We start from the raw sequence: 21,585 nt of genomic DNA, 5'->3' as shown, positions 1-21,585 counted from the left end.
TATAAAGTATTTATCTTAATTTTTTTGCATAGCGAATATACAAAAAAGAAGTGTTTTTTTAAAGTGAAATCAGCGTGTTATGACTGCTTTTTACTATTTAGTAAATTGAAGCTAAAGAATTTGCTATTACTATAATATTTGTAGTGTTTTATTCTGAAATTATTAGTTTATGATGCAGAAGTAAGCCTTCTAAGTTTAATTTTGAAAATTTTGCACCACTTAACTTGTTGTTTTCAGGTATTAAAGCAATGTTTTTGGCTGAAGTAAAATCGCATTTTTCAAGATTTGTAGCGTTAAATATTGCATTTAAAAAACTACAATCTTTAAAGTTTGAAGCAGATAAATTTGCATTTGAAAAATCGGTTTGATTAAAATTGCAAGCTTCAAACTTAGTTTGTTTTAAAGTAATATTTACAAAATTTGCTAATTGTAAATTACAGTTTTTAAACGAAAGAGATAAAAGAAAAGGGTTTATTTCTGTTACAGGAAAACCAATCATTTTACAGTTAATAAATGCTGTGTCTTTAAATATTGCTTCATTAATTTTTACTAAACTAAGATTACAATCTATAAAATTACATTCCAGAAAACTAAAAGCGGATAAATAACACGAATCAAAATTGCAATTAATAAATGTACAATTATCGTATTCTGCTTTTTCTAAAGTAGTTGTTGTAAAGTCTATAGTATTAAAATCTTTATCGGCAATAAATGGTAAACTCATAAAGTAAAAGTATAAAAAAAGCCTTGATAAATAATATCAAGGCTTTTAAGTATTTTAAGAAAATTATTATTTTCTTCTTGCTTCTTTAATTCTAGCTTTCTTACCAGTAAGTTCTCTAAAGTAGAAAATTCTAGCTCTACGTACTTTACCTCTTTTGTTAACTTCTACTTTTTGTAAAGCAGGTAAGTTTACAGGGAAAATACGCTCAACTCCTACAGTACCAGACATTTTTCTGATTGTAAAAGTTTCTGAAGATCCAGTTCCTCTTCTTTGTAATACAACACCTCTAAAAAACTGAGTACGTGTTTTAGATCCTTCACTAATTTCGTAAAATACAGTAATTGTATCTCCAGCTGAAAATTCAGGAAAATCTTTTTTAGTTACAAACTCGTCTTGAACAAATTTAATTAACGATTCCATTTTTAATATTTTTATTGATTAATCCAAGACAACATTCGCGATTATCGCCAGAGGTTAACCCAAATTTGGCTGCAAATATACGTAAATTGTTTCTTGTTGTGTTGTTTTTAAAGATTATTTTAAAGAAAATTGTCGTTATCTTAAATAAAAATTAATCTAATAAATCCGGTCTTCTGTCTTTAGTTCTTTGGTAAGCTTCGTTTTCGCGCCATTTTTCAATTTCAGGAAAATTTCCAGTAAATAGAACTTCTGGAACTTTATGACCTTTATATTCTCTTGGTCTAGTATAAATTGGTGGCGCTAATAAATTATCTTGAAAAGAATCTGTAAGCGCAGATGTTTCGTTTCCTAAAACTCCAGGAATTAATCGTATAATACTATCGCATAAAACTGCTGCACCAAGTTCTCCGCCAGAAAGTACGTAATCTCCAATAGAAATTTCTTTAGTTATAAGCATATCTCTTACACGTTGGTCTACACCTTTATAATGTCCACATAAAATAATTATGTTTTCTTTTAGAGATAACGTATTAGATATACCTTGGTTTAGAGTTTCGCCATCTGGAGTCATATAAATAACTTCGTCGTAATTACGTTCTGCTTTTAAACCAGTAATGCATTTATCTATTGGCTCTATAAGCATTACCATTCCTGCGCCACCACCAAATTGGTAATCGTCTACGGTTTTATGGTTGTTAGTAGTGTAATCTCTTAAGTTATGAAAATGTACTTCTACCAAACCAGCATCTATAGCACGTTTTAAAATAGAGGCTTCAAACGGACTTTTAAGTAATTCTGGTAAAACGGTAATAATATCAATTCTCATAGCTTAATTTAAGATAGCACAAAGATAATTGAATTGTTTTTATTGCTGATGTATTTTTTTAATTGAAACTTATCTTTTTTATTCTGTAAAATAATTTATTCCAAATAAATCTAAATTCGTTTAACGTGTTCGTGTATGATTTGTGTGACTTAGAATCCGCAGGATTTTCAGTCGTTAAAAATCAATTGCTTTATGATTCGAACTACAGAAGTACTTTAGTCATAAATTAGTCAAAACAACTTGTTTTTTACCTCAGTTCTTTGTTGTAACACGCTTTTTTATCCCGTTAAATATAGTGTTTAGTTCTATTTCTCTTTTTTCAATTCCATCCATTCTGTCAATTTTTTGTCCGAATATTTTTTTCAAAAAACCTCTTTTAGTAAAGTCATAAGAATAGCTAAAGTTCTGGTGAGATTCCGCAATGTAAAGTTTGGATTTCAGGATTTTGTTATTTTTCACAAATTGCACTTCTTTTCCTTTTAATCCATTTTTGAGAATTGAGAGAATTCCATTCCGATTCCGTTCATTGAATTCTAAAGCTGGATTTCCATACGTTTTTCCGTCATCGCTAAAATCGTGCTGGTAAAAATATTCTCCGTAAACATATTTATTATAACCTGGAACTGTAGGATTGAAAATATGAATGTAAATCAGTTTGTTTTCTTCAATAAAATACCCAACTCTAATTTCAGTCAGAGAGTTTTTATCATTCGATTTAAATGTCTCTGTTTCCGTTATATTTTTTATATCAGAAGTAGGATTTACAAATTGTCCGCTGTTAATCAAAACTTGATTAATAAACTCTTTCCAATCTTTAAATTCCTGCATTTTCTTAATTTGGTCAAATGTATTACAACGATATTGTATAAATTCGTTTTAATGTTTTATATAAGGTTGTTAAACGAGGTTAGCTTAAAAAATTAACAAACTCAAATTTCATAATAACTATAGACTAAAGTTACTTATCCAAAATATTAATAACTTCTTTTACGCCAATAGTTGCTTTTTTAGGAATTACTTGAATTGAAATATCATTAGTTGGAGCAGGAGAAGCATCTATATAAAACTTAGGAATATATTTAGGTGCGTATTTCATTAAACTTGCCGCAGGATAAACTTGTAATGAGGTTCCTATAATTAATAAAACATCTGCTGTTTCGCAAATAGAAACCGCTTTATCTATTAAAGGTACATTTTCTCCAAACCAAACAATATGTGGTCTTAATTGTTCGCCTTTTTTGTTTTTATCGCCTAAAACAATATCTGTTTTACAATCGTAAATTTCTTTGTCTGAGCTAATTGGTCTGCTTTTTAGTAATTCGCCATGTAAGTGGATTACGTTTGTGCTTCCGGCGCGTTCGTGTAAATCGTCTACATTTTGAGTAATTATAGTTACATTATAATTTTGTTCTAATTGTACTAAATCAAAATGTGCTTTATTAGGTTTTACTTCTAATAATTGTTTTCTGCGCTGATTATAAAACTCTAGAACCAATTCTGGATTTTTAGCAAAACCTTCTGGACTAGCAACATCCATAACATTATGTCCTTCCCATAAACCGTTAGCATCTCTAAATGTTTTTATGCCACTTTCGGCACTAATTCCTGCTCCAGTAAGTACTACAATATGTTTTTTCATAGCTATAAATGTAAAACTTTTTAAGGAAATGATTAATATTTACTACTTTTCAGTTTTAGAAACTTTATTATGGTAGATATTAAACTTTTAGAACATTTAGAATCGTTTTTATCCGAAAACAGATTAAAGCGTTTTCATCATGTGTTATCAGGTAGAACTAAACATTTTACAGTGGCTACAGAAGATGTCTATCAGCTCCATAATACCAGTGCTGTTATTAGAAGTTGCGATGTTTTTGGAATACAAGAAGTTACCATAGTCGAAGAAAAAAACTCTAAGCGTATAGATAGAGAAATTGCTATGGGCGCACAAAAATGGGTAGATTTAAACCGACATAATACTGTAAAAGATGCGCTTAAAAGTTTAAAAAACGAAGGTTATCAAATTATAGCAACTACACCACATACTAACGATTGCGAATTACACGATTTTGATGTAACCAAAAAAGCCTGTTTCTTTTTTGGTAGAGAAACCGAAGGTTTATCTCAAGAAGTTTTAGATCAAGCCGATGGATTTTTAAAAATCCCAATGGTAGGATTTACCGAAAGTTTAAATATTTCTGTTAGCGCGGCAATAATTCTTCAACACGTAACAACAAAACTTAAGAAAACGGATATTAATTGGCAATTAACCGAAAATGAAATTCTTGAAAAACGATTAGATTGGTGTACAAAAACCATTAAATCTCACGAAGAAATTGTTGAGAGGTATTATGAGGAAAATAATAACTAGTATTATTACTACAAACGCTTCTTTCTACTTTTGCTAAGTATTTTATATTCTTCGTAGCATTCGTTTATAGCATCTAAAATTTGAAGATCATTTGCTGTATCTATAAATTCTTTAGAGTAATTACATTGACTTACAATTTCGTCTAAATCAATTTTACTAACTCCAAGTAATGCAGTAAGCATATCTCTATCAAAACGAGCCGCTAAAGTATTACGGATTTCGTCGTCTTGTTTCATTTGTTTTAACTTACGTATTTGTCTTCCTTTTCTGGAAAACGTATTGTAAAGAAAATCTACCGGATTAAAAACAGACCCTAAGACTTTAGATAATGCACCTGGCGATTTTTTACCAGCTTCGTATCCACTTTTAATTCCTGGAATTTTATATCGGTAACTGTCGTTAACAACTACTTGTTTAATGTCTATTTCTAAATAACCAGTTAGTTTTAATTGACTAATAACAACTTCTTCTAGAGCTAAAGCTAATTCAGTTAAAGATATAGTAGATTTTTCAATTTTGTTAACCCAATCGTTAGTTACTCTAACTTTAACAGATTTAAAACCTAAATAGGATAAGTGTAATGTGTCGTTTGCTTTTGCTTTAAGTTCAAATTCTCCTTTATCGTTTGTAGCTGCTCCAATAACTTGATTTAAGTTGGTGATATTTACACCATATAATGGCGCATTTGAAGTTGCATCTATAATAACTCCTCTAACAAATCCTGTTTTATTCGTTTCTGTGGAGTCTTTAATAGTAGAGCTATTAGTGTTTTGTGAGTTTATAGTAAATACTAAAAATGCACTAAAGATAAAAGAAAGAAGTAATTTCATTTAATAAAAATCTATTACCAAAAATATAAAACAAAAAAGGATTAGAGCGATATATTTTTGTTTTTTGAGGAAAGATTAACAAAAAAAGACCAAACTAAAAGTTTGGTCTTAACTATATTCTTTAAAATAATAGTTGATTTAATCTTCAGAACGTCTTGAACGTCTTGGCCTATCTGAATAAGAAGAACTTCTTTCAGAACTACGTCTTGCAGGTCTATCAGAACTACTTCTACGATCACTACTTCCGCTTCTTCTATCTCTATCGCCTCCAAAACCACCAGAACGTCTTTCACCTCTTGGTCCATCGTTTCGTCTTCTTCTGTCTCCGCCGCCACTAGATCTGTCATTTCTGCGTCTTCCGCCGCCGCCACGGTTTCTTCCGCCGCGTCCGCCTTTGTCTTCTGTAATTTCTACATTAACAAATCGGCCATCTTGTTTATAGTCTGTAAAAAAGGCTAATACTTTTTCTTGGTGTTCTTTTTCTGTATTAAAGAAAGAGAATGTTTCTTTACAATCAACCTTAAATACATCGTCACGACCTAAATCTAAAGATTCTTTTAAGAAATCTTTAAGTTTCATCCAGTCATAACCATCTTTTTCTCCTACATTAATAAAATAACGTGCCGCATTTCCTCCAGAAGATCTTCCGCCACGTTCTCCACGATCACGACCATTATCTTGTGCATTTAAATCTTTAGATTTCTTATAGTAATTAAAGAAACGTGTAAACTCTACAGAGAAGAATTTTTTAATTAAATCTTCTTTAGTATCTTCTTCAAATAACGTATTAATTTCCTCTAAATAAGGGTCGATTTCTGTATTAATTTCGTTGCTATGTATCTTATTTGCTAAAGATTTAAGCTGAACTTCACAAATTTGCATTCCATTAGGAATTTCCTTTTTATCAAATTCTTTTTTAATAATACGCTCAATACTTTTAATCTTGCGCACTTCACTTTTAGAAACAATAACCATAGAGATACCAGATTTACCAGCTCTACCAGTACGACCAGATCTATGTGTGTAAGTTTCTATTTCGTCTGGTAATTGGTAATTAATTACGTGTGTAATATCATCTACATCAATACCACGAGCAGCAACATCTGTTGCTACTAGCATTTGTATTTGTTTATTTCTAAACTGCTTCATTACAATATCACGTTGATTTTGACTTAAATCTCCGTGTAATGCACCAGCGCTATAACCATCTTCAATTAAGTTTTCGGCTACTTTTTGTGTGTCTCTTTTTGTTCTACAGAAAATTACTGAGAAAATATCTGGATTAGCATCTGCTAAACGCTTTAAAGCTTGATAACGATCACGAGAGTTTACTAAATAATACTCATGCGTTACGTTTTTAGAACCTTCGTTTTTATGTCCAACCGTAATTTCTTTTGGTTCAAACATAAATTTCTTAGCAATAGTTGCTACTTCTCTTGGCATAGTTGCAGAGAATAACCACGTGTTTTTTTCGTCTGGAGTATGAGATAAAATATCTGTAATATCTTCTTTAAATCCCATATTTAACATCTCATCAGCTTCGTCTAAAACTGAATATTGAATTTTAGAAATATCAACCAATTTTCGGTTAATCATATCTTTCATTCTACCAGGTGTAGCTACAATAATTTGTGCGCCACGTTTTACAGCTCTTGCTTGATCCGTAATGCTTGCGCCACCATAAATTGCAGTAACGTTTAAACCTTTAGAGTATTTTCCATATAATTTCATCTCGTTAGCAATTTGTAAACAAAGTTCACGAGTAGGAGATAGAATTAAACCTTGAGTAGTACGATTTGTAACATCGATTTTTTGTAACATTGGAAATCCAAATGCTGCGGTTTTTCCAGTTCCAGTTTGCGCTAAGGCAACTAAATCTGTGTCTTCTTCTAATAAAATTGGGATTGCTTTGGCTTGTACTTCACTTGGTTTTTCGAAACCTAAATCTGTAATTGCCTTTAATAGATCTTCGTTAAGACCTAAATCTTGGAATGTGCTCATTCTTGTAGTAAGTATTCAATTGCATTGCTGTTATGTGGTGTTACATAAAGAAGCGCATCGAAAATACTTAACCTTAAAACTTCTAGTAACACAAACCTCACTCTGAGGTGCTATTTTTCAAAGTGCAAAGGTACTTATTTATTTGAGATACACAAGTTGTTGCTATTTTTGCTTTATAAGATTAAGACTTCTTTAATTGTTTGTTGATTTTTTTAATAGCATTCTCAATCGATTTTTCTGGTTCTATAATATTATAAGTACCCCAAAATTTATCATCTAAAAAACCGTTAGCTTTTTCTTCAAAAATACTTGATGATTTAAGTTTTTCTTTGTTTGCTATTTTAAAGGTGTTGTTAAATTCCCAATCTGTTATAGCCATTTCACTTTGTAAACTATATTTTTTACCAAACCATTGGCTTTTCCATTTTACTTTAAAATTTAAGCTTATGTTGCTGTAAGCATAATGCCATTTTCCGTTGCTTGAAGAAAAGTTTACGAGGTAATTAGCTCTTGTAGGTAATACTTTTGCTTTAGATGGTTTTTTACTAATAAATAACTCACTTGCTTTATCTGGGTTGTCTAAATTTAAACTATAATCTGCTTTGGTTAATGCGTTTGTTGTGGCGTCTATATATAACTTACCGTAATATAAAACATCTGCTATGTTTTCTTTTTGTTTAAAATTAATCACGTATATGGCTTTGCCATTTATAGTTGTAGATTTGTCAAAAGTGAAATTGTAATTATCATAACTATTATCTGTAAAAATAAAATCTGGATATTTTATTAAATCTGTATGTAAAGCACTGTATGGACCACCTCGAAGTTTTAATGCTAGTGTGTCTAACTTGCTGTAATTGGTTTTTTTTCTAGCTTTTACAATAGTAATTAAATCTTGTTTAGAAGTGGTGTAAGGTGTTTTTTGAATTTTTAAAACAGCTTCAGATAAAGATGCATTTTTATTGTTTTTTTTAATAGTTTCTCTGTAGAAACTTGTCATTACAGTAGACTTATCTATATAATTTTCATTTTTAAGCTTTAGCATTTGTAAAACTAAATCTTTAGCGTTTTTAGTTCTTGATAGTTCAACTACATCTAATTGTGTCGCAGCTTGTTTTAAATATATAGTATTGTTAGATGTTTTTAATGAGCTTAATTCAATTTCTAAAGGTTGGTAACCTAAAAAGGAAATTTGCAGTAATTTATAGGATTTGGTTTTAGGTAGTTTTAAGTTAAATTCACCTTCTTTATTGGTAACTGTACTAATGTTTGAATCTACAACATTTAAAGTAGCTAAATGTAAAGGGTTAGAATTAGATTTGTCTAAAATTTTCCCTGAGAAAAAGTTTGTATTTTGAGCAGATACATTTATGCTTAGTATTAGTAATAAGCTAAAAATGAAATAGATACATTTAGATGGGATTGAAGTTTTCATAATGTCAATTTTTATAAAGTTAGTAAATTATGAAACGTTAGTTGAAAGTTTTATGTTAAATTTAAGACTTAGCAACCTTTAAAGATTACTATATTTACACTATATTTTGTTGCTTTATATGAAAACACACACATTAGCTTATTCTGATATCCGATTTTTCTCGTCTTTAATTAAAGATTACTTAGCAAAATCAGAAGGTTTGAAACCATTTTATTCTAATGGAACCGCTATTGATGATTTTAAAAATCAAATTGAGATAAAGCAACATTTTTCTAAAGCTAATAGAGATGTGTTAGTTGATAATTTACAAAGCCAATACAAGAATATAGAGATATCAGACCTAACACGAAAACATATAGAAAGTTTATCAAAACCTAATACATTTACTATAACTACTGGACATCAGTTAAATTTATTTACTGGACCATTATATTTTTTATATAAAATAGTATCAGCAATTAACTTAACTAAAGAACTAAAGATAGCTTATCCAGGATATAATTTTGTTCCAGTCTATTGGATGGCTTCCGAAGATCATGATTTCGATGAAATAAACTACTTCAATTTTAAAGGAAAAAAAATCCAATGGAATAGAAACGCAAAAGGAGCTGTTGGAGAATTAGATACAAAAGGTTTAAACCAGGTTTTTGACTTGTTTAAAAATCAATTAGGATTAAATGATAATGCTAAAACATTAGAGAAATTATTTAAAAATGCTTATTTAGAACATTCTAACTTGGCTGACGCAACCAGATTTATAGCTGATTTTTTATTTAAAGATTATGGTTTGGTTGTTTTAGATGCTAATACAAAAACATTAAAGCAATTATTTATTCCAAGCATAAAGCAAGAATTAGAAGAACAAACCTCTTTTGTAAATGTTACAGAAACATCTAGAGCTTTAAGTGAAATAAATTCTGATTATAAAATTCAGGTAAACCCAAGAGAAATCAACCTGTTTTATAATACTGAAAACTTAAGAGAACGTATTGTTTTAGAAGATAATGAGTATAAAGTGTTAAATACAAACATTACTTTTTCTAAACCTGAAATTTTAAAAGAAATTGAAGAAAGCCCAGAGAGTTTTTCACCTAATGTAATTTTAAGACCATTATATCAAGAGCAGATTTTGCCAAACCTATGCTATATTGGCGGCGGCGGAGAATTAGCTTATTGGTTTCAATTAAAACAAAATTTCGAAGCTTTTAATACACCATTTCCAATCCTATTATTGCGTAATTCTGTTTTATTACAAAGTCAAATTCAGGCTAATAAAATTGAGAAATTAGAAATTTCGCCAGAACAATTGTTTTTGAAGCAAAACGATTTAGTCGAAGAAAAAGTGAAGACTATTTCTAAAATAAATATTGACTTTACAACGCAGAAAAATCATTTAGAAAAACAATTTAAAGATTTATATAAAATAGCAAAACAAACCGATGTGTCTTTTGTTGGAGCAGTTGCAGCACAAGAACAGAAACAAACAAAAGGTTTAGAACGTCTAGAAAAACGTTTGTTAAAAGCACAAAAACGCAAATTAAAATCTGAAGTTGAGCGAATCATAGACTTGCAAAATCAGTTGTTTCCAAATCAAAGTTTACAAGAAAGACAAGCTAATTTTTCGGAATTTTATTTGGAATACGGAGAGACTTTAATTCCTTCGCTTATAGAAAATTTAAATCCATTAGATCTTAATTTTACTGTGTTAACAATTTAGTTAAAAACAAGTATTAAAATTGCTATCAATTTAAACGCTTTTTCTATTTTTGCATATGCAACACGACAAGGTACTTATATTAGATTTCGGATCGCAATACACACAACTAATTGCGCGTAGAGTTAGAGAGCTTAATATCTATTCTGAAATACATCCATTTAACAAAATTCCAAAACAATTAAACGACTACAAGGCAGTAATTCTTTCGGGAAGTCCAATGTCTGTAAGATCTGCTGAAGCTTTTCATCCAGAACTAAAAGGTATTCGAGGGGAAAAACCATTGTTAGCCGTATGCTATGGTGCACAGTATTTAGCTCACTTTTCTGGTGGAGAAGTAGCGGAATCTAATACCAGAGAATATGGTCGAGCAAATTTAAGTTTTGTAGAAGATGATTTGTTTTTAGACAACATAAATACAGGTAGTCAAGTTTGGATGAGTCACAGTGATACTATTAAAACATTACCAACAAAAGGAAAACTTTTAGCTAGTACACATGATGTAAAAAACGCAGCATACAAAATTGAAGATGAAGTAACTTACGCAATTCAATTTCATCCAGAAGTATATCATTCAACAGATGGAAAGCAATTATTAGAAAATTTCTTAGTCAAAATAGCTAAATTAAATCCAGATTGGACACCAAATGCTTTTGTTGGAGAAACAGTTGCAGGATTACAAGAAAAAATAGGCAATGATAAAGTTGTTCTAGGACTTTCAGGTGGCGTAGATTCTTCTGTAGCAGCGATGCTTTTACACAAAGCTATTGGTGAAAATCTGTATTGCATCTTTGTAAATAACGGTTTATTACGTAAAAATGAATTTACCGATGTGTTAGAGCAATACAAAGGTATGGGCTTAAACGTAAAAGGCGTAGATGCTTCGGCACGCTTTTTGGATGCCTTAGCAGAAAAGAGTGATCCAGAAGAAAAACGTAAAGCTATTGGTCGTGTTTTTATTGAAGTGTTTGATGATGAAGCAAACCAATTAGATGGCGTAAAATGGTTGGCGCAAGGAACTATTTATCCAGATGTTATAGAAAGTGTTTCTGCAACTGGAGGACCAAGTGCAGTTATTAAAAGTCATCATAATGTTGGTGGATTACCAGACTTTATGAAACTTAAAATAGTAGAGCCATTACGTCTTTTATTTAAAGATGAGGTAAGACGAGTTGGTGCTTCTATGGGAATGGATAAAGATCTTTTAGGTCGTCATCCTTTTCCTGGACCAGGATTAGCAATTCGTATTTTAGGAGATATTACTCCTGAAAAAGTACGTATATTACAAGAAGTAGATGCGGTTTTTATAAATGGATTAAGAGATGCAGGCTTATACGATAAAGTATGGCAAGCAGGCGCAATATTATTACCAGTTAATAGTGTTGGTGTTATGGGAGATGAACGTACTTACGAAAAATGTGTAGCGCTTAGAGCTGTAGAAAGTACTGATGGTATGACTGCAGATTGGGTAAATTTACCTTACGAGTTTTTACAAAAAACGTCTAACGATATTATAAATAAAGTGAAAGGTGTAAATAGAGTTGTTTACGATATTAGCTCAAAACCGCCAGCAACTATAGAATGGGAATAAGATCAAATTAGGTTTTATAATTTATTTGATTTAACAATTAATTAGTATATATATTATGATGAAACGACTTTTGATTTTAGTTTGCTTTTTTACTTTAGCATCTTGCATAACTGTTAAAGCACAAAACTTTATAACTCATAAGGTAGAAGCTAACGAAACTGTTTCGTCTATTGCTACTAAATATAATGTAACAAAAACTCAGATTTATGATTTAAATCCTGATTCGAAAAAAGAATTAAAATTAGATGCTATTCTAATTATTCCTAATAACGCTAAAACAGGAGTTACAGATACAAAAGTAGATACTACTGCTGTACAAATAGTAGAATCGTTAAAAGATTTTAAAATACATAAAGTAAAACGTAAAGAAACTTTATATAGTTTGTCTAAATTATATAAAGTAACTCAAGAAGATATAAAGAAACACAATCCGGAGCTTTATGCTAATAACTTACGTAAAGGAGATGAAATTAAGATACCAGTATTTAAAAAAGAAGTTGTTGAAATAGATTCAAGTGTGGAATCGAATTCAGAACTTCCAGCTGGGAAATACATTGTTAAAGCTAAAGAAGGTAAATGGCGTATTGCTTATACTTACGGAATTACAGTTGAAGAATTAGAGACGCTAAATCCACAATTAACAGATGGGCTAAAAGTTGGAGACACTATCAATATTCCTGTAAAAGAAGTTACAGAAATAAAAGCTGTAGACGATAAATATAGTTATTATACTGTTTTAGCTCAAGAAGGTTTTTATAGATTGAAAATAAAGTTAGGCTTATCTCAGGAGGAATTAGAACTGTTAAATCCAGAACTTAAAACTTTAGGACTAAAAGAAGGCATGTTATTAAAAATTCCTTTTGATAAATCTGCACTAAACTCAGAGGTTAGTTCTAATCTTTCAGTAAATGATTCTTTACTTATTTCTGGAAAACCAACTAGTTTATTACCATTAGTAAAAGATAAAAGTTTAAAAAAGATAGCTTACATGTTACCTTTTAAATTGAACACTATAGAATTAGATTCTATAAGAGACACCAATAATCGAATTGAAAATGATAGATTATTAAATTTATCTTTAGAGTTTTATTCTGGTGCAGAAATGGCTTTAGATTCTTTAAAAACGTTAGGATTTAATTTAGATGTTCAAGTTATTGATACGCAAAACAAACTGAGTACATGTTTAGAGTTTACAGATGGAATAATCTCTAATGAAACCGATGTGGTTATTGGACCATTTATGCCTTCTAACTTTAATATGGTTGCTAAGAAATTATTGACAAGTGATATACCTGTAATTAATCCATTAACAAAAAAAGTAGATTTAGGAAACAATGTATTCCAATCAAAACCAAGTGATGCTTTACTTCAACAAAAAATAATTAATTATTTTAAAAAAGATTCTACATCTCATTTTGTAATTATTCACGATTCTAAAAATATAGCATCTAAAGATATTTTAAAACAAGCATTTCCAAATGCATCTATTGTTGCTTCAAGACTAGATAAGAAAACAAAAAAAGATGATTATTTTGTCTATGATTTAGATATTGTTAATGCATTAAAACCTGGTAAGAATATTATATTCTTAGAAACTCAAAAAGAAGGATTTGTATCTAATGCTACGAGTATTTTAAATTCTAAAAACAACTTAACTGATATGTCTGTGTTCTTAACAACAACAGATTATAATAATGCCTTTGAAGGCGATGAAGTCTCCAACGATCATTTGTCTCAGTTAAATTTTACGTTTCCTACTATTGCTAAAATGAATAATGAAGATGAAAATAGAAGTTTTATTGATGCTTATCAAGCTAAGTATAACGAAACACCAAGTAGTTTTGCAACTAGAGGTTTTGATTTAACTATGGACGTAGTTTTACGAATTTCTACTTCAGAAACCTTATATCATTCAGTGCGTCAAGTTCCATTAACTAAATATGTTGAAAATAAATTTAGTTATACTAAATCGCTTCTTGGTGGATTCCAAAATGAAGCAGTCTTTTTAGTTAAGTATGATGGATTAAATATTGTTGAGGTAGAGTAGTTGTTTATAATGCTGCTGACTGATAAAAAATAGTTGTTTTATAAATACTTTTATTAAACCGCTTTACGTTAATAATAAAGATAACTTACTTTAATGTATTCAGTTAAACTCATCTTTACATCAATTTTATTTACCTTATGTTTCCAACAAGATACAGAATTGGTGTGGCAAAAAGAACGCGCGTTAGTTTGGGGGGATTTTCAAGCAAAACCAATTAAAAATTCTCCAGCAGCAGCAGTTACAGCTTCAGGTTTAACTTTTAGTTATTCGTTATCTAAGCAAAAAAATCAAATTATAGGGTTTGAAACTATGGTGATTTCTCATTTTTATCCAGAGCATTCTTGGTGTAAAAAAGACGAAATAACAGATCATATTTTGTCTCATGAACAATTTCACTTCAATATAACAGAACTGCATGCTAGATTATTGAGAAAAGAATTTTCAACTTTAAAAGTAAATCCTAAAATTGCAAAAGAGATAACAGACTTGCATAAGAAAGTAAATAAAGATTTAGATGCTATGCAAAACGCTTACGATTCTCAAACCGATTATTCTAGAAATCATGATCAGCAATTAAAATGGGAAGAAAAAATAAGGATGCATATAAACTTATTAGATAGTTACAAACTTTAATTTATGGAGTTACAGCAACCAGATAAAAAGTTTTTAATCCAATTAGCACATACTAAAATGCCATTTGGCAAGTATAAAAACCGTTATTTAATAGATCTTCCTGAGTATTATATTGTTTGGTTTCACGGACAAGGATTTCCTAAAAATAAATTAGGGAATATGTTAGAAACTGTATACACTTTAAAGTTAAATGGCTTAGAAGATTTAGTGAGAACTATTCATAAAAATTATAAACCATAATTAATTGTTTTAAGGCTTTAAATTATTAATACTTTTTGTAATTTTGTATGCGTTAAAAACGCATCATGGCAATAGATACAAAATACATTTTCGTAACCGGTGGAGTTACTTCTTCATTAGGTAAAGGTATTATAGCAGCTTCTTTGGCTAAGTTACTTCAAGCTCAAGGCTATAGAACTACTATTCAAAAACTAGACCCGTATATAAATGTAGATCCTGGAACTCTAAATCCTTATGAACATGGAGAATGTTATGTTACAGATGATGGAGCAGAAACTGATTTAGATTTAGGACATTACGAGCGTTTTTTGAATGTGCCAACCAGCCAAGCAAATAATGTAACTACAGGTCGTATCTACCAAAGTGTTATTGAAAAAGAACGTCGTGGCGAGTTTTTAGGTAAAACCGTACAAGTTATTCCTCATATTACAGATGAAATTAAGGACAGAATCCAAATTTTAGGAAATTCTGGAGATTATGATATAGTTATTACAGAAATTGGTGGAACAGTTGGAGATATTGAGTCCTTACCATATGTAGAAGCTGTAAGACAGCTTAAATGGGATTTAGGAGCAGACAATGCATTAGTTATCCATTTAACTTTAATTCCTTTTTTAGCAGCAGCTGGCGAACTAAAAACTAAGCCAACTCAGCATAGTGTAAAAACATTAATGGAAAGTGGAGTTCAGGCTGATATTTTAGTATGTAGAACAGAACACGAATTACCAGACGAGATTCGACATAAATTAGCTCGTTTTTGTAATGTAAGGCAAGAAGCTATAATTCAATCTATAGATGCTTCAACTATTTATGATGTGCCAAATTTAATGTTAGAACAAGGCTTGGATAAAGTGGTTTTAAAAAGCTTAGCTTTAAAAAGTGATGTACCAAACTTAAACCATTGGAATCAGTTTTTAACACGTCTTAAAAATCCGAAATCAACAATTACTATTGGTTTAATTGGGAAATATGTAGAGTTACAAGACTCTTATAAATCAATACTAGAGGCTTTTATTCATGCAGGAGCAGAAAATGAAGTTAAAGTAAAAGTAGAATCTATACATTCAGAATCTTTAGATCCAAAAACAGTATCTAACTCATTATCTCATTTAGATGCAGTTTTAGTAGCGCCAGGTTTTGGAGAAAGAGGAATAGAAGGTAAAATTGAAGCTATTAGATATGTTCGTGAAAACAATATTCCTTTCTTAGGAATTTGTCTAGGAATGCAAATGGCAGTTATAGAGTACTCTAGAAACGTTTTAGGGTTAACAGATGCGAACTCTGTAGAAATGAATCCAGATACTAAGAATCCTGTTATTAATTTAATGGAAGCGCAAAAAGCGGTTACAGAAAAAGGCGGAACAATGCGTTTAGGAGCTTGGTCTTGCGATTTAAAACCTGATACATTAGCAACTTCAATATATAACAGTGCTTCAATCTTAGAACGTCACAGACATAGATTTGAATATAACAATGACTATAAAGATCAGTTAGAAGCTGCAGGTATGCAATCTACAGGTTTTAATCCTGAAACTAATTTAGTGGAAATTGTAGAAATACCAACGCATCCTTGGTTTGTAGGTGTACAATATCACCCAGAATATAAAAGTACTGTTGCTAATCCGCATCCATTATTTGTAGCGTTTATAGCTGCAGCTTTAAAATACAGTAAAACAAAATAGTGTCATCTTGACATTATTTGTGTTTTGGATAAATTATTGACTAAATAAAAACAACGCTTATAAATGCGTTAAATCATATGGAAGAAAAAAAACTTGACACAAAATCTATTATAGGTTTTGTACTAATTTTCGGAATTTTATTGTTCATGATGTGGCAGAACTCGCCAACAGAAGCTGAATTAGCAGAAAAAGCTAAACAGGAACAAGTTGAAAAAGATAAAAAAGAAGAAGCAGAAAAAGAAACGTCTACAGCCACATTAAATACGTCAGCAGAAGTTAATGCTGCTCCAATATCAGACTCTTTACAGCAAATAGCTTTACAAAATAAATTAGGAGCTTTTGCTTATAACGCAAATGCTAAAGAAGAAGTTATTACAGTTGAAAATGAAGTTTTAAAGCTGAAATTCAACACAAAAGGTGCTTATTTAGCTGAGGTAGAATTGAAGAAACATGTAGATTCTAAAAATGAATCTATTTATTTAATAAAAGAAAATAACTCATCTTTTAACTTAAATTTTGGAACAACAGATAATCGTATATTAAATACAAAAGATTTGATTTTTAATTCTAAAGTCTTTAAAAATGGAGAGAATACTATTGTTTCATTTAAACTTAATGTATCTGCAAATCAATTTTTAGAATATAAGTATATTATTAAACCATCAGAATATATGATGGATTTTGTTATTAATTCTCAAGGATTAGATCAAGTTCTAAACAGTTCCAAAACAGTAGATTTAGATTGGAGTTTAAAAGCATACAGTTATGATCAAAGTATTTCTTACGAAAACCGCTACACAGAATTAGTTTATAATTATGAAGGAGGAGAAGTAAATGAGTTATCTATTTCTGGAGATGATGAAGAAGAAGAGCAAGAGGTAAAATGGTTATCTTTTAAGCAACATTTTTTTAGTTCAATTTTAGTTTCAGATAAAGCATTTGAAAAAGTGAAAATGGCTTCTAAAAATTTAGTAGAAGACGAAAAAGTTGATACATTATTTACAAAGCACTTTAATGCTAAGACATCATTAGCTTTAACTGGAAATAATATTAACCAGAACTTTAAATTCTATTTTGGTCCATCGGAACGTAAAACATTAGAAGAGTATGGAGATAATTTAGGTGAAAGTATTTACTATGGTTGGGGAATTTTTGGTTGGATTAATAAATTTTTATTTATTCCATTATTTGGCTTTTTAAGTCAATATTTACCATACGGAATTGCAATTATTGTTATGACTGTGTTGATCAAATTAGCCATGTCTTTTGTACAATACAAACAATATTTATCTCAAATGAAGTTAAAGATTCTGAAGCCAGAATTAGATGCCATTAAAGAGAAGCACAAAAATAATAAGATGAAGGCGCAACAGGAAACTATGGCGTTGCAAAGTAAAGCAGGCGCAAGTCCATTAAGCGGTTGTTTACCAGCATTAATACAAATGCCAGTATTTTATGCATTATTCTCTTTCTTTCCAGTAGCATTTGCTTTAAGACAGAAAAAGTTTTTATGGGCAGAAGATTTATCTTCTTACGATGAAATTGCAAAATTACCTATAGATGTTCCTCTTTATGGAGATCATATTAGTTTATTTCCAATATTAGCAGCTGTAGCAATTTTCTTTTATATGAAACTAACTACAGGGCAACAACAAATGTCTGCACCACAACAAGAAGGTATGCCAGATATGGCAAAAATGATGAAGTATATGATTTACTTTGCACCTTTAATGATGTTAGTATTCTTTAATAATTATGCATCTGGTTTAAGTTTGTATTACTTTGTTTCTAATCTAATTAGTATTGGTATCTTATTGGTAATTAAACACTTTATTTTAGATGAAGACAAAATTCTTTCTAAGATTGAGGTTAATAAAACTAAGCCTAAAAAAGAGAATCGTTTTCAGAAAAAAATGAAAGAAATTATGATTGAGGCTGAGAAGCAAAAACAGGCGCAGCAAAAAAACAAAAAATAATTTTTGAGATAAATAAATAAAAAAAACTGCCAAAACTTAAACTTTGGCAGTTTTTTTGTAAAATAGATTCTAATAATTAACGTTATACATTTTATGAAATACTTTTTACTATTAATTAGCCTTATTACATTTAATTTAATAAATGCTCAAGAAATTAATCAATTAGACGAAAAAGGTGAACGTCATGGGAAATGGCAGAAAAAATTTCCGCAATCCGAGATATTAAGATATCAAGGACAATTTAATCACGGAAAACCATACGGAACATTTAATTTCTTTGAAGCTATAAAAAATAAAGCTGTATTAGTTGCAACAAGAGTTTTTAATACTGAAAACGATTTAGCAGATGTTACATTTTATTCAGCTAAAGGAAATGTAATAAGCAAAGGTAAAATGAATAATAAAACTTATGTAGGCGAGTGGCTATATTACCATAAAGATTCTAAGCAGATTATGACTCAAGAGTTTTATAATAATGAAGGTTCTTTGCATGGTAAAAAAAGTGTTTATTATTTATCTGGACAATTAGCTGAAACGATGCATTATAAAAAAGGTTTTTTATATGGCGAAAGTTTATCATATTCAGAAAAAGGGAAATTATTACGTGTAGAAAATTATAAAAATGATTTGTTTCATGGTGTTTACAAAACTTTTGATGGTAATGGTAAACCAGTAGAAGAAGGACAATATTTTAACGACGAACGTAAAGGTGTTTGGAAATTCTACGAAAACGGGAAATTAGTTGAAGAACGAGATTTAACAAGAAAAAGTAGCAATCCTTATAAGAATGGAAAAAAGAAATAACAGATATAAATATATAGATAAAAAAAGAGCTTCAAGTTAATTTGAGGCTCTTTTTAATTTTTTCTTTTTCAATAATATTTTAAGTCAATGGTGGTAAAACCACTTTATCAATAACGTGAATAACACCATTTGTAGCTTGTACATTTGTGGCAATTATATTACTGACTCTATCATTCTCATCTGTTAAAGTAGTTGTATCAGTAGTAGATGTAAAAGTTAAGTCTCCACCTAATGTATTGTAGGTTGTACCACTTTGAAAAGCTGTATCTTGATAATTGTTACCAGTAATAACGTGCGTATCTAATGTTGCTGATAATGTACTTGTAGGTATATCGCCTAAAGTATTATAATTAAGTTCTGTTAATAATTCAGCAAAAGCTAAATTAGTTGGCGCAAAAACAGTAAATGGAGCTGGACTTGTACCGTTATCTGTTTGTAAAGTGCTAACATAAGTAAAACTAGTTTCTCTTGTTAAAGCATCTACTAAAATACTAAAATTAGGATCTGCTGTTGCAAAAGTTACAACGTCTGGTAAACCAATAACAGTATTAACAATATGTACAATTCCGTTAGTTGTATTAACATTTGGAGTAGATACTGTAGATATTCCATTTAAAGTTACACCATTGTTTCCATTATAAAATATGCTTAACTTAGTGTTGTTTGGTCCATCGGCTAATGTATTTGCGTATCCAGTAGAACCTGCTAAATCTGTTGATGCTAAGCTAGATCCATCTATAACGTGGTTTAATAATACTTGAGTCAAAACTGCATCTGGAACATCTGATAAAGCTGCAAAACCATTATCCATTAAGAATTGTTCAAAAGCGGCATTTGTTGGAGCGAAAACAGTTTTATCTCCACTTGCAATTAATGCGCCTAATAAATCTGCTTGAATTACGGCTTCTACTAAAATACTAAGTTCTGGAACATCTTGTGCCGTTTCTATAATGTTTTTGGTTTGTGTTGTTGTAGTTGCATTATCGTCACTACTACATGAGTTAAACGCTACTAAAACATATAGTACAAGTATAATTCTTTTTATTATTATCATAAGTTTTTTTTGTAAATATATATTTTAATGAATTGCTAATCAATAATAGTAGTATTTTTATTAATAGACTTGTAAAAAAAAATATGATTAGTTTTGTGAATTATAAGTTTAAAAATAAAAAAGAGCTTCAAAAATATTTTTGAAGCTCTTTTTTATATAACATAAAATCTTATGATTGTAATGGTAAAATTACTTTATCTATAACGTGAACAACTCCATTTGCTGCTTGAATATCTACTAGTGAAACAATTATATTACTTACTCTGTCATTAGGGTCAGTTAATGTAAAGTTCATATTGTCTGCTGTAATACTTTCATTTAAAGTCATAACAGAACCACTAGGTAAACCACTAGACTGTATATTTCCGCTTACAATATGCATTAGTAGAACTTGGTCAATAGTAGCGGTTCCAATATCATCGAACGAAGTTGCTCCTAAATCACCTAATAATTCTGTAAATGCATCATTTGTTGGTGCAAATACAGTAAATGGTCCAGCTGTACTATCAGAAACAGTATCTATATAATTAACAGTTGGCATACCAGAATCTGCATAAACTAAAGCGTCAACTAAAGTAGATAAAGCATTGTTTGTTGTAGCAAAAGTTGCTATTGTAGGTAAATCTATTACCTTATTAACTATGTGTACAATTCCATTAGATGTTCCAATATCTGGAACAGTAACAGTAACACCATCATTTAGTACAACACCATTTGTTGCATTAAAGTAAAGGCTTAAGTTAGCCCCATTTGGACCAGTAGCTAATGTATTGGTGTAGCCACTATTTCCAGATAAGCTTGATGATGTAATACTAACATCTCCAATAACATGGTTCAGTAAAATTTGTTGTAATACATCAGTCGGTACATCATCTAAACTATTAAAACCTTTTAACTGTAAAAAGTCCATAAAAGCTTCATTTGTTGGTGCAAATACAGTTTTTTGCCCACTTGCACTTAGTGCATCTACTAGGTCAGCTTTTATTACAGCCTCAACTAAAATACTTAAATCATCTGATGATTGAGCAGTTTGAACTATGTTAACAGGTGTTTGAAAGTTTCTAGTTTCTGATAAGTCATCATCACTACACGAATTAAAGCCAAAAATTATTAATAAGGCTAATGTTAAATTTTTTAAATTTTTCATAATTTGAATGTTTAAGGTTGTTTTGTTTTACAAATGTAGATTAGTGTTAAACAAATAATTCTTAATGGTTTGTTAAACTTTATTAATAAA

Annotated in this window: 19 protein-coding genes; 9 read left to right on the top strand and 10 right to left on the bottom strand. The window is 30.0% G+C overall.

The annotated features are described in order from the left end of the window. Positions 1 to 148: 148 nt before the first annotated feature. From ACFDSN_RS06420 to ACFDSN_RS06400, 5 genes are all read right to left on the bottom strand, one after another. Positions 149 to 724 carry a pentapeptide repeat-containing protein gene (locus ACFDSN_RS06420; protein ID WP_375239016.1) on the bottom strand — a complete coding sequence of 192 codons (576 nt, stop codon included), beginning with the start codon at positions 722 to 724 and terminating at the stop codon, positions 149 to 151. A gap of 66 nt (positions 725 to 790) precedes the next feature. Continuing rightward, positions 791 to 1,144 (bottom strand): 50S ribosomal protein L19, encoded by a 354-nt coding sequence (gene rplS / locus ACFDSN_RS06415; RefSeq protein WP_375239015.1) that lies wholly within the window; start codon positions 1,142 to 1,144, stop codon positions 791 to 793. Between the two features lie 151 nt (positions 1,145 to 1,295). After that, a complete protein-coding gene (gene trmD / locus ACFDSN_RS06410) occupies positions 1,296 to 1,970 on the bottom strand; it encodes a tRNA (guanosine(37)-N1)-methyltransferase TrmD (protein ID WP_375239014.1) in 675 nt (224 codons plus the stop codon). A gap of 252 nt (positions 1,971 to 2,222) precedes the next feature. Beyond that, complete coding sequence (locus tag ACFDSN_RS06405; protein ID WP_375239013.1) at positions 2,223 to 2,798, bottom strand: hypothetical protein; 576 nt, start codon at positions 2,796 to 2,798, stop codon at positions 2,223 to 2,225. A 130-nt stretch (positions 2,799 to 2,928) separates the two neighbouring features. Next, complete coding sequence (locus ACFDSN_RS06400) at positions 2,929 to 3,609, bottom strand: NAD-dependent deacetylase (RefSeq protein ID WP_375239012.1); 681 nt, start codon at positions 3,607 to 3,609, stop codon at positions 2,929 to 2,931. Positions 3,610 to 3,678: 69 nt separating this feature from the next. Here ACFDSN_RS06400 and ACFDSN_RS06395 point away from each other — a divergent pair, with 69 nt between their 5' ends. Beyond that, positions 3,679 to 4,341 carry a TrmH family RNA methyltransferase gene (locus ACFDSN_RS06395; protein ID WP_375239011.1) on the top strand — a complete coding sequence of 221 codons (663 nt, stop codon included), beginning with the start codon at positions 3,679 to 3,681 and terminating at the stop codon, positions 4,339 to 4,341. An 8-nt stretch (positions 4,342 to 4,349) separates the two neighbouring features. Here the strand turns inward: ACFDSN_RS06395 and ACFDSN_RS06390 are convergent, their stop codons facing one another. The 3 genes from ACFDSN_RS06390 to ACFDSN_RS06380 form a co-directional block, all read right to left on the bottom strand. Continuing rightward, complete coding sequence (locus ACFDSN_RS06390; protein ID WP_375239010.1) at positions 4,350 to 5,171, bottom strand: carboxypeptidase-like regulatory domain-containing protein; 822 nt, start codon at positions 5,169 to 5,171, stop codon at positions 4,350 to 4,352. A 138-nt stretch (positions 5,172 to 5,309) separates the two neighbouring features. Then, the gene (locus ACFDSN_RS06385) at positions 5,310 to 7,172 is read right to left on the bottom strand and encodes a DEAD/DEAH box helicase (protein WP_375239009.1); all 1,863 of its coding nucleotides are present in this window, start codon (positions 7,170 to 7,172) and stop codon (positions 5,310 to 5,312) included. Positions 7,173 to 7,353: 181 nt separating this feature from the next. After that, positions 7,354 to 8,607: a carboxypeptidase-like regulatory domain-containing protein gene (locus tag ACFDSN_RS06380; RefSeq protein WP_375239008.1), complete on the bottom strand. Its 1,254-nt coding sequence runs from the start codon at positions 8,605 to 8,607 to the stop codon at positions 7,354 to 7,356. Between the two features lie 118 nt (positions 8,608 to 8,725). Here ACFDSN_RS06380 and bshC point away from each other — a divergent pair, with 118 nt between their 5' ends. The 8 genes from bshC (at position 8,726) to ACFDSN_RS06340 (ending at position 19,294) form a co-directional block, all read left to right on the top strand. Further along, complete coding sequence (gene bshC / locus ACFDSN_RS06375; protein WP_375239007.1) at positions 8,726 to 10,324, top strand: bacillithiol biosynthesis cysteine-adding enzyme BshC; 1,599 nt, start codon at positions 8,726 to 8,728, stop codon at positions 10,322 to 10,324. A gap of 55 nt (positions 10,325 to 10,379) precedes the next feature. Next, positions 10,380 to 11,912 (top strand): glutamine-hydrolyzing GMP synthase, encoded by a 1,533-nt coding sequence (gene guaA / locus ACFDSN_RS06370; RefSeq protein ID WP_375239006.1) that lies wholly within the window; start codon positions 10,380 to 10,382, stop codon positions 11,910 to 11,912. 55 nt (positions 11,913 to 11,967) lie between these two features. After that, positions 11,968 to 13,959, top strand: a complete 1,992-nt coding sequence (locus ACFDSN_RS06365) for a LysM peptidoglycan-binding domain-containing protein (RefSeq protein WP_375239005.1) — start codon at positions 11,968 to 11,970, stop codon at positions 13,957 to 13,959. Positions 13,960 to 14,052: 93 nt separating this feature from the next. Next, the gene (locus ACFDSN_RS06360) at positions 14,053 to 14,592 is read left to right on the top strand and encodes a DUF922 domain-containing protein (RefSeq protein WP_375239004.1); all 540 of its coding nucleotides are present in this window, start codon (positions 14,053 to 14,055) and stop codon (positions 14,590 to 14,592) included. A gap of 3 nt (positions 14,593 to 14,595) precedes the next feature. Next, positions 14,596 to 14,832, top strand: coding sequence for a DUF3820 family protein (locus ACFDSN_RS06355; RefSeq protein WP_375239003.1), 237 nt, complete (start codon positions 14,596 to 14,598; stop codon positions 14,830 to 14,832). Between the two features lie 65 nt (positions 14,833 to 14,897). Further along, positions 14,898 to 16,514 (top strand): CTP synthase, encoded by a 1,617-nt coding sequence (locus ACFDSN_RS06350; RefSeq protein WP_375239002.1) that lies wholly within the window; start codon positions 14,898 to 14,900, stop codon positions 16,512 to 16,514. A 77-nt stretch (positions 16,515 to 16,591) separates the two neighbouring features. Further along, positions 16,592 to 18,490 carry a membrane protein insertase YidC gene (yidC, locus tag ACFDSN_RS06345; protein WP_375239001.1) on the top strand — a complete coding sequence of 633 codons (1,899 nt, stop codon included), beginning with the start codon at positions 16,592 to 16,594 and terminating at the stop codon, positions 18,488 to 18,490. Between the two features lie 93 nt (positions 18,491 to 18,583). Beyond that, complete coding sequence (locus tag ACFDSN_RS06340; RefSeq protein WP_375239000.1) at positions 18,584 to 19,294, top strand: toxin-antitoxin system YwqK family antitoxin; 711 nt, start codon at positions 18,584 to 18,586, stop codon at positions 19,292 to 19,294. Positions 19,295 to 19,373: 79 nt separating this feature from the next. Here ACFDSN_RS06340 and ACFDSN_RS06335 read toward each other — a convergent pair whose 3' ends face one another. Both ACFDSN_RS06335 and ACFDSN_RS06330 read right to left on the bottom strand, forming a co-directional pair. Next, positions 19,374 to 20,348: a fasciclin domain-containing protein gene (locus ACFDSN_RS06335; protein WP_375238999.1), complete on the bottom strand. Its 975-nt coding sequence runs from the start codon at positions 20,346 to 20,348 to the stop codon at positions 19,374 to 19,376. A 169-nt stretch (positions 20,349 to 20,517) separates the two neighbouring features. After that, the gene (locus ACFDSN_RS06330) at positions 20,518 to 21,495 is read right to left on the bottom strand and encodes a fasciclin domain-containing protein (protein ID WP_375238998.1); all 978 of its coding nucleotides are present in this window, start codon (positions 21,493 to 21,495) and stop codon (positions 20,518 to 20,520) included. Positions 21,496 to 21,585: the final 90 nt, after the last annotated feature.

This window comes from Aurantibacter sp. (assembly GCF_042094015.1).
Lineage (GTDB): Bacteria > Bacteroidota > Bacteroidia > Flavobacteriales > Flavobacteriaceae > Aurantibacter.
The sequence above is the reverse complement of the archived record's forward strand: the minus strand, read 5'-3'. Positions and strand labels throughout refer to the sequence as shown.

Bases quoted from the DNA above. Each gene is read 5' to 3' on its own strand.
- ACFDSN_RS06360 (WP_375239004.1), top strand. From the start codon at position 14,053: ATGTATTCAGTTAAACTCATCTTTACATCAATTTTATTTACCTTATGT.
- ACFDSN_RS06400 (WP_375239012.1), bottom strand. From the start codon at position 3,609: ATGAAAAAACATATTGTAGTACTTACTGGAGCAGGAATTAGTGCCGAA.
- ACFDSN_RS06390 (WP_375239010.1), bottom strand. From the start codon at position 5,171: ATGAAATTACTTCTTTCTTTTATCTTTAGTGCATTTTTAGTATTTACT.
- ACFDSN_RS06350 (WP_375239002.1), top strand. From the start codon at position 14,898: ATGGCAATAGATACAAAATACATTTTCGTAACCGGTGGAGTTACTTCT.
- yidC (WP_375239001.1), top strand. From the start codon at position 16,592: ATGGAAGAAAAAAAACTTGACACAAAATCTATTATAGGTTTTGTACTA.
- rplS (WP_375239015.1), bottom strand. From the start codon at position 1,144: ATGGAATCGTTAATTAAATTTGTTCAAGACGAGTTTGTAACTAAAAAA.
- ACFDSN_RS06335 (WP_375238999.1), bottom strand. From the start codon at position 20,348: ATGATAATAATAAAAAGAATTATACTTGTACTATATGTTTTAGTAGCG.
- guaA (WP_375239006.1), top strand. From the start codon at position 10,380: ATGCAACACGACAAGGTACTTATATTAGATTTCGGATCGCAATACACA.
- ACFDSN_RS06340 (WP_375239000.1), top strand. From the start codon at position 18,584: ATGAAATACTTTTTACTATTAATTAGCCTTATTACATTTAATTTAATA.
- ACFDSN_RS06395 (WP_375239011.1), top strand. From the start codon at position 3,679: ATGGTAGATATTAAACTTTTAGAACATTTAGAATCGTTTTTATCCGAA.
- trmD (WP_375239014.1), bottom strand. From the start codon at position 1,970: ATGAGAATTGATATTATTACCGTTTTACCAGAATTACTTAAAAGTCCG.
- ACFDSN_RS06420 (WP_375239016.1), bottom strand. From the start codon at position 724: ATGAGTTTACCATTTATTGCCGATAAAGATTTTAATACTATAGACTTT.
- bshC (WP_375239007.1), top strand. From the start codon at position 8,726: ATGAAAACACACACATTAGCTTATTCTGATATCCGATTTTTCTCGTCT.
- ACFDSN_RS06365 (WP_375239005.1), top strand. From the start codon at position 11,968: ATGATGAAACGACTTTTGATTTTAGTTTGCTTTTTTACTTTAGCATCT.
- ACFDSN_RS06355 (WP_375239003.1), top strand. From the start codon at position 14,596: ATGGAGTTACAGCAACCAGATAAAAAGTTTTTAATCCAATTAGCACAT.
- ACFDSN_RS06380 (WP_375239008.1), bottom strand. From the start codon at position 8,607: ATGAAAACTTCAATCCCATCTAAATGTATCTATTTCATTTTTAGCTTA.
- ACFDSN_RS06405 (WP_375239013.1), bottom strand. From the start codon at position 2,798: ATGCAGGAATTTAAAGATTGGAAAGAGTTTATTAATCAAGTTTTGATT.
- ACFDSN_RS06330 (WP_375238998.1), bottom strand. From the start codon at position 21,495: ATGAAAAATTTAAAAAATTTAACATTAGCCTTATTAATAATTTTTGGC.
- ACFDSN_RS06385 (WP_375239009.1), bottom strand. From the start codon at position 7,172: ATGAGCACATTCCAAGATTTAGGTCTTAACGAAGATCTATTAAAGGCA.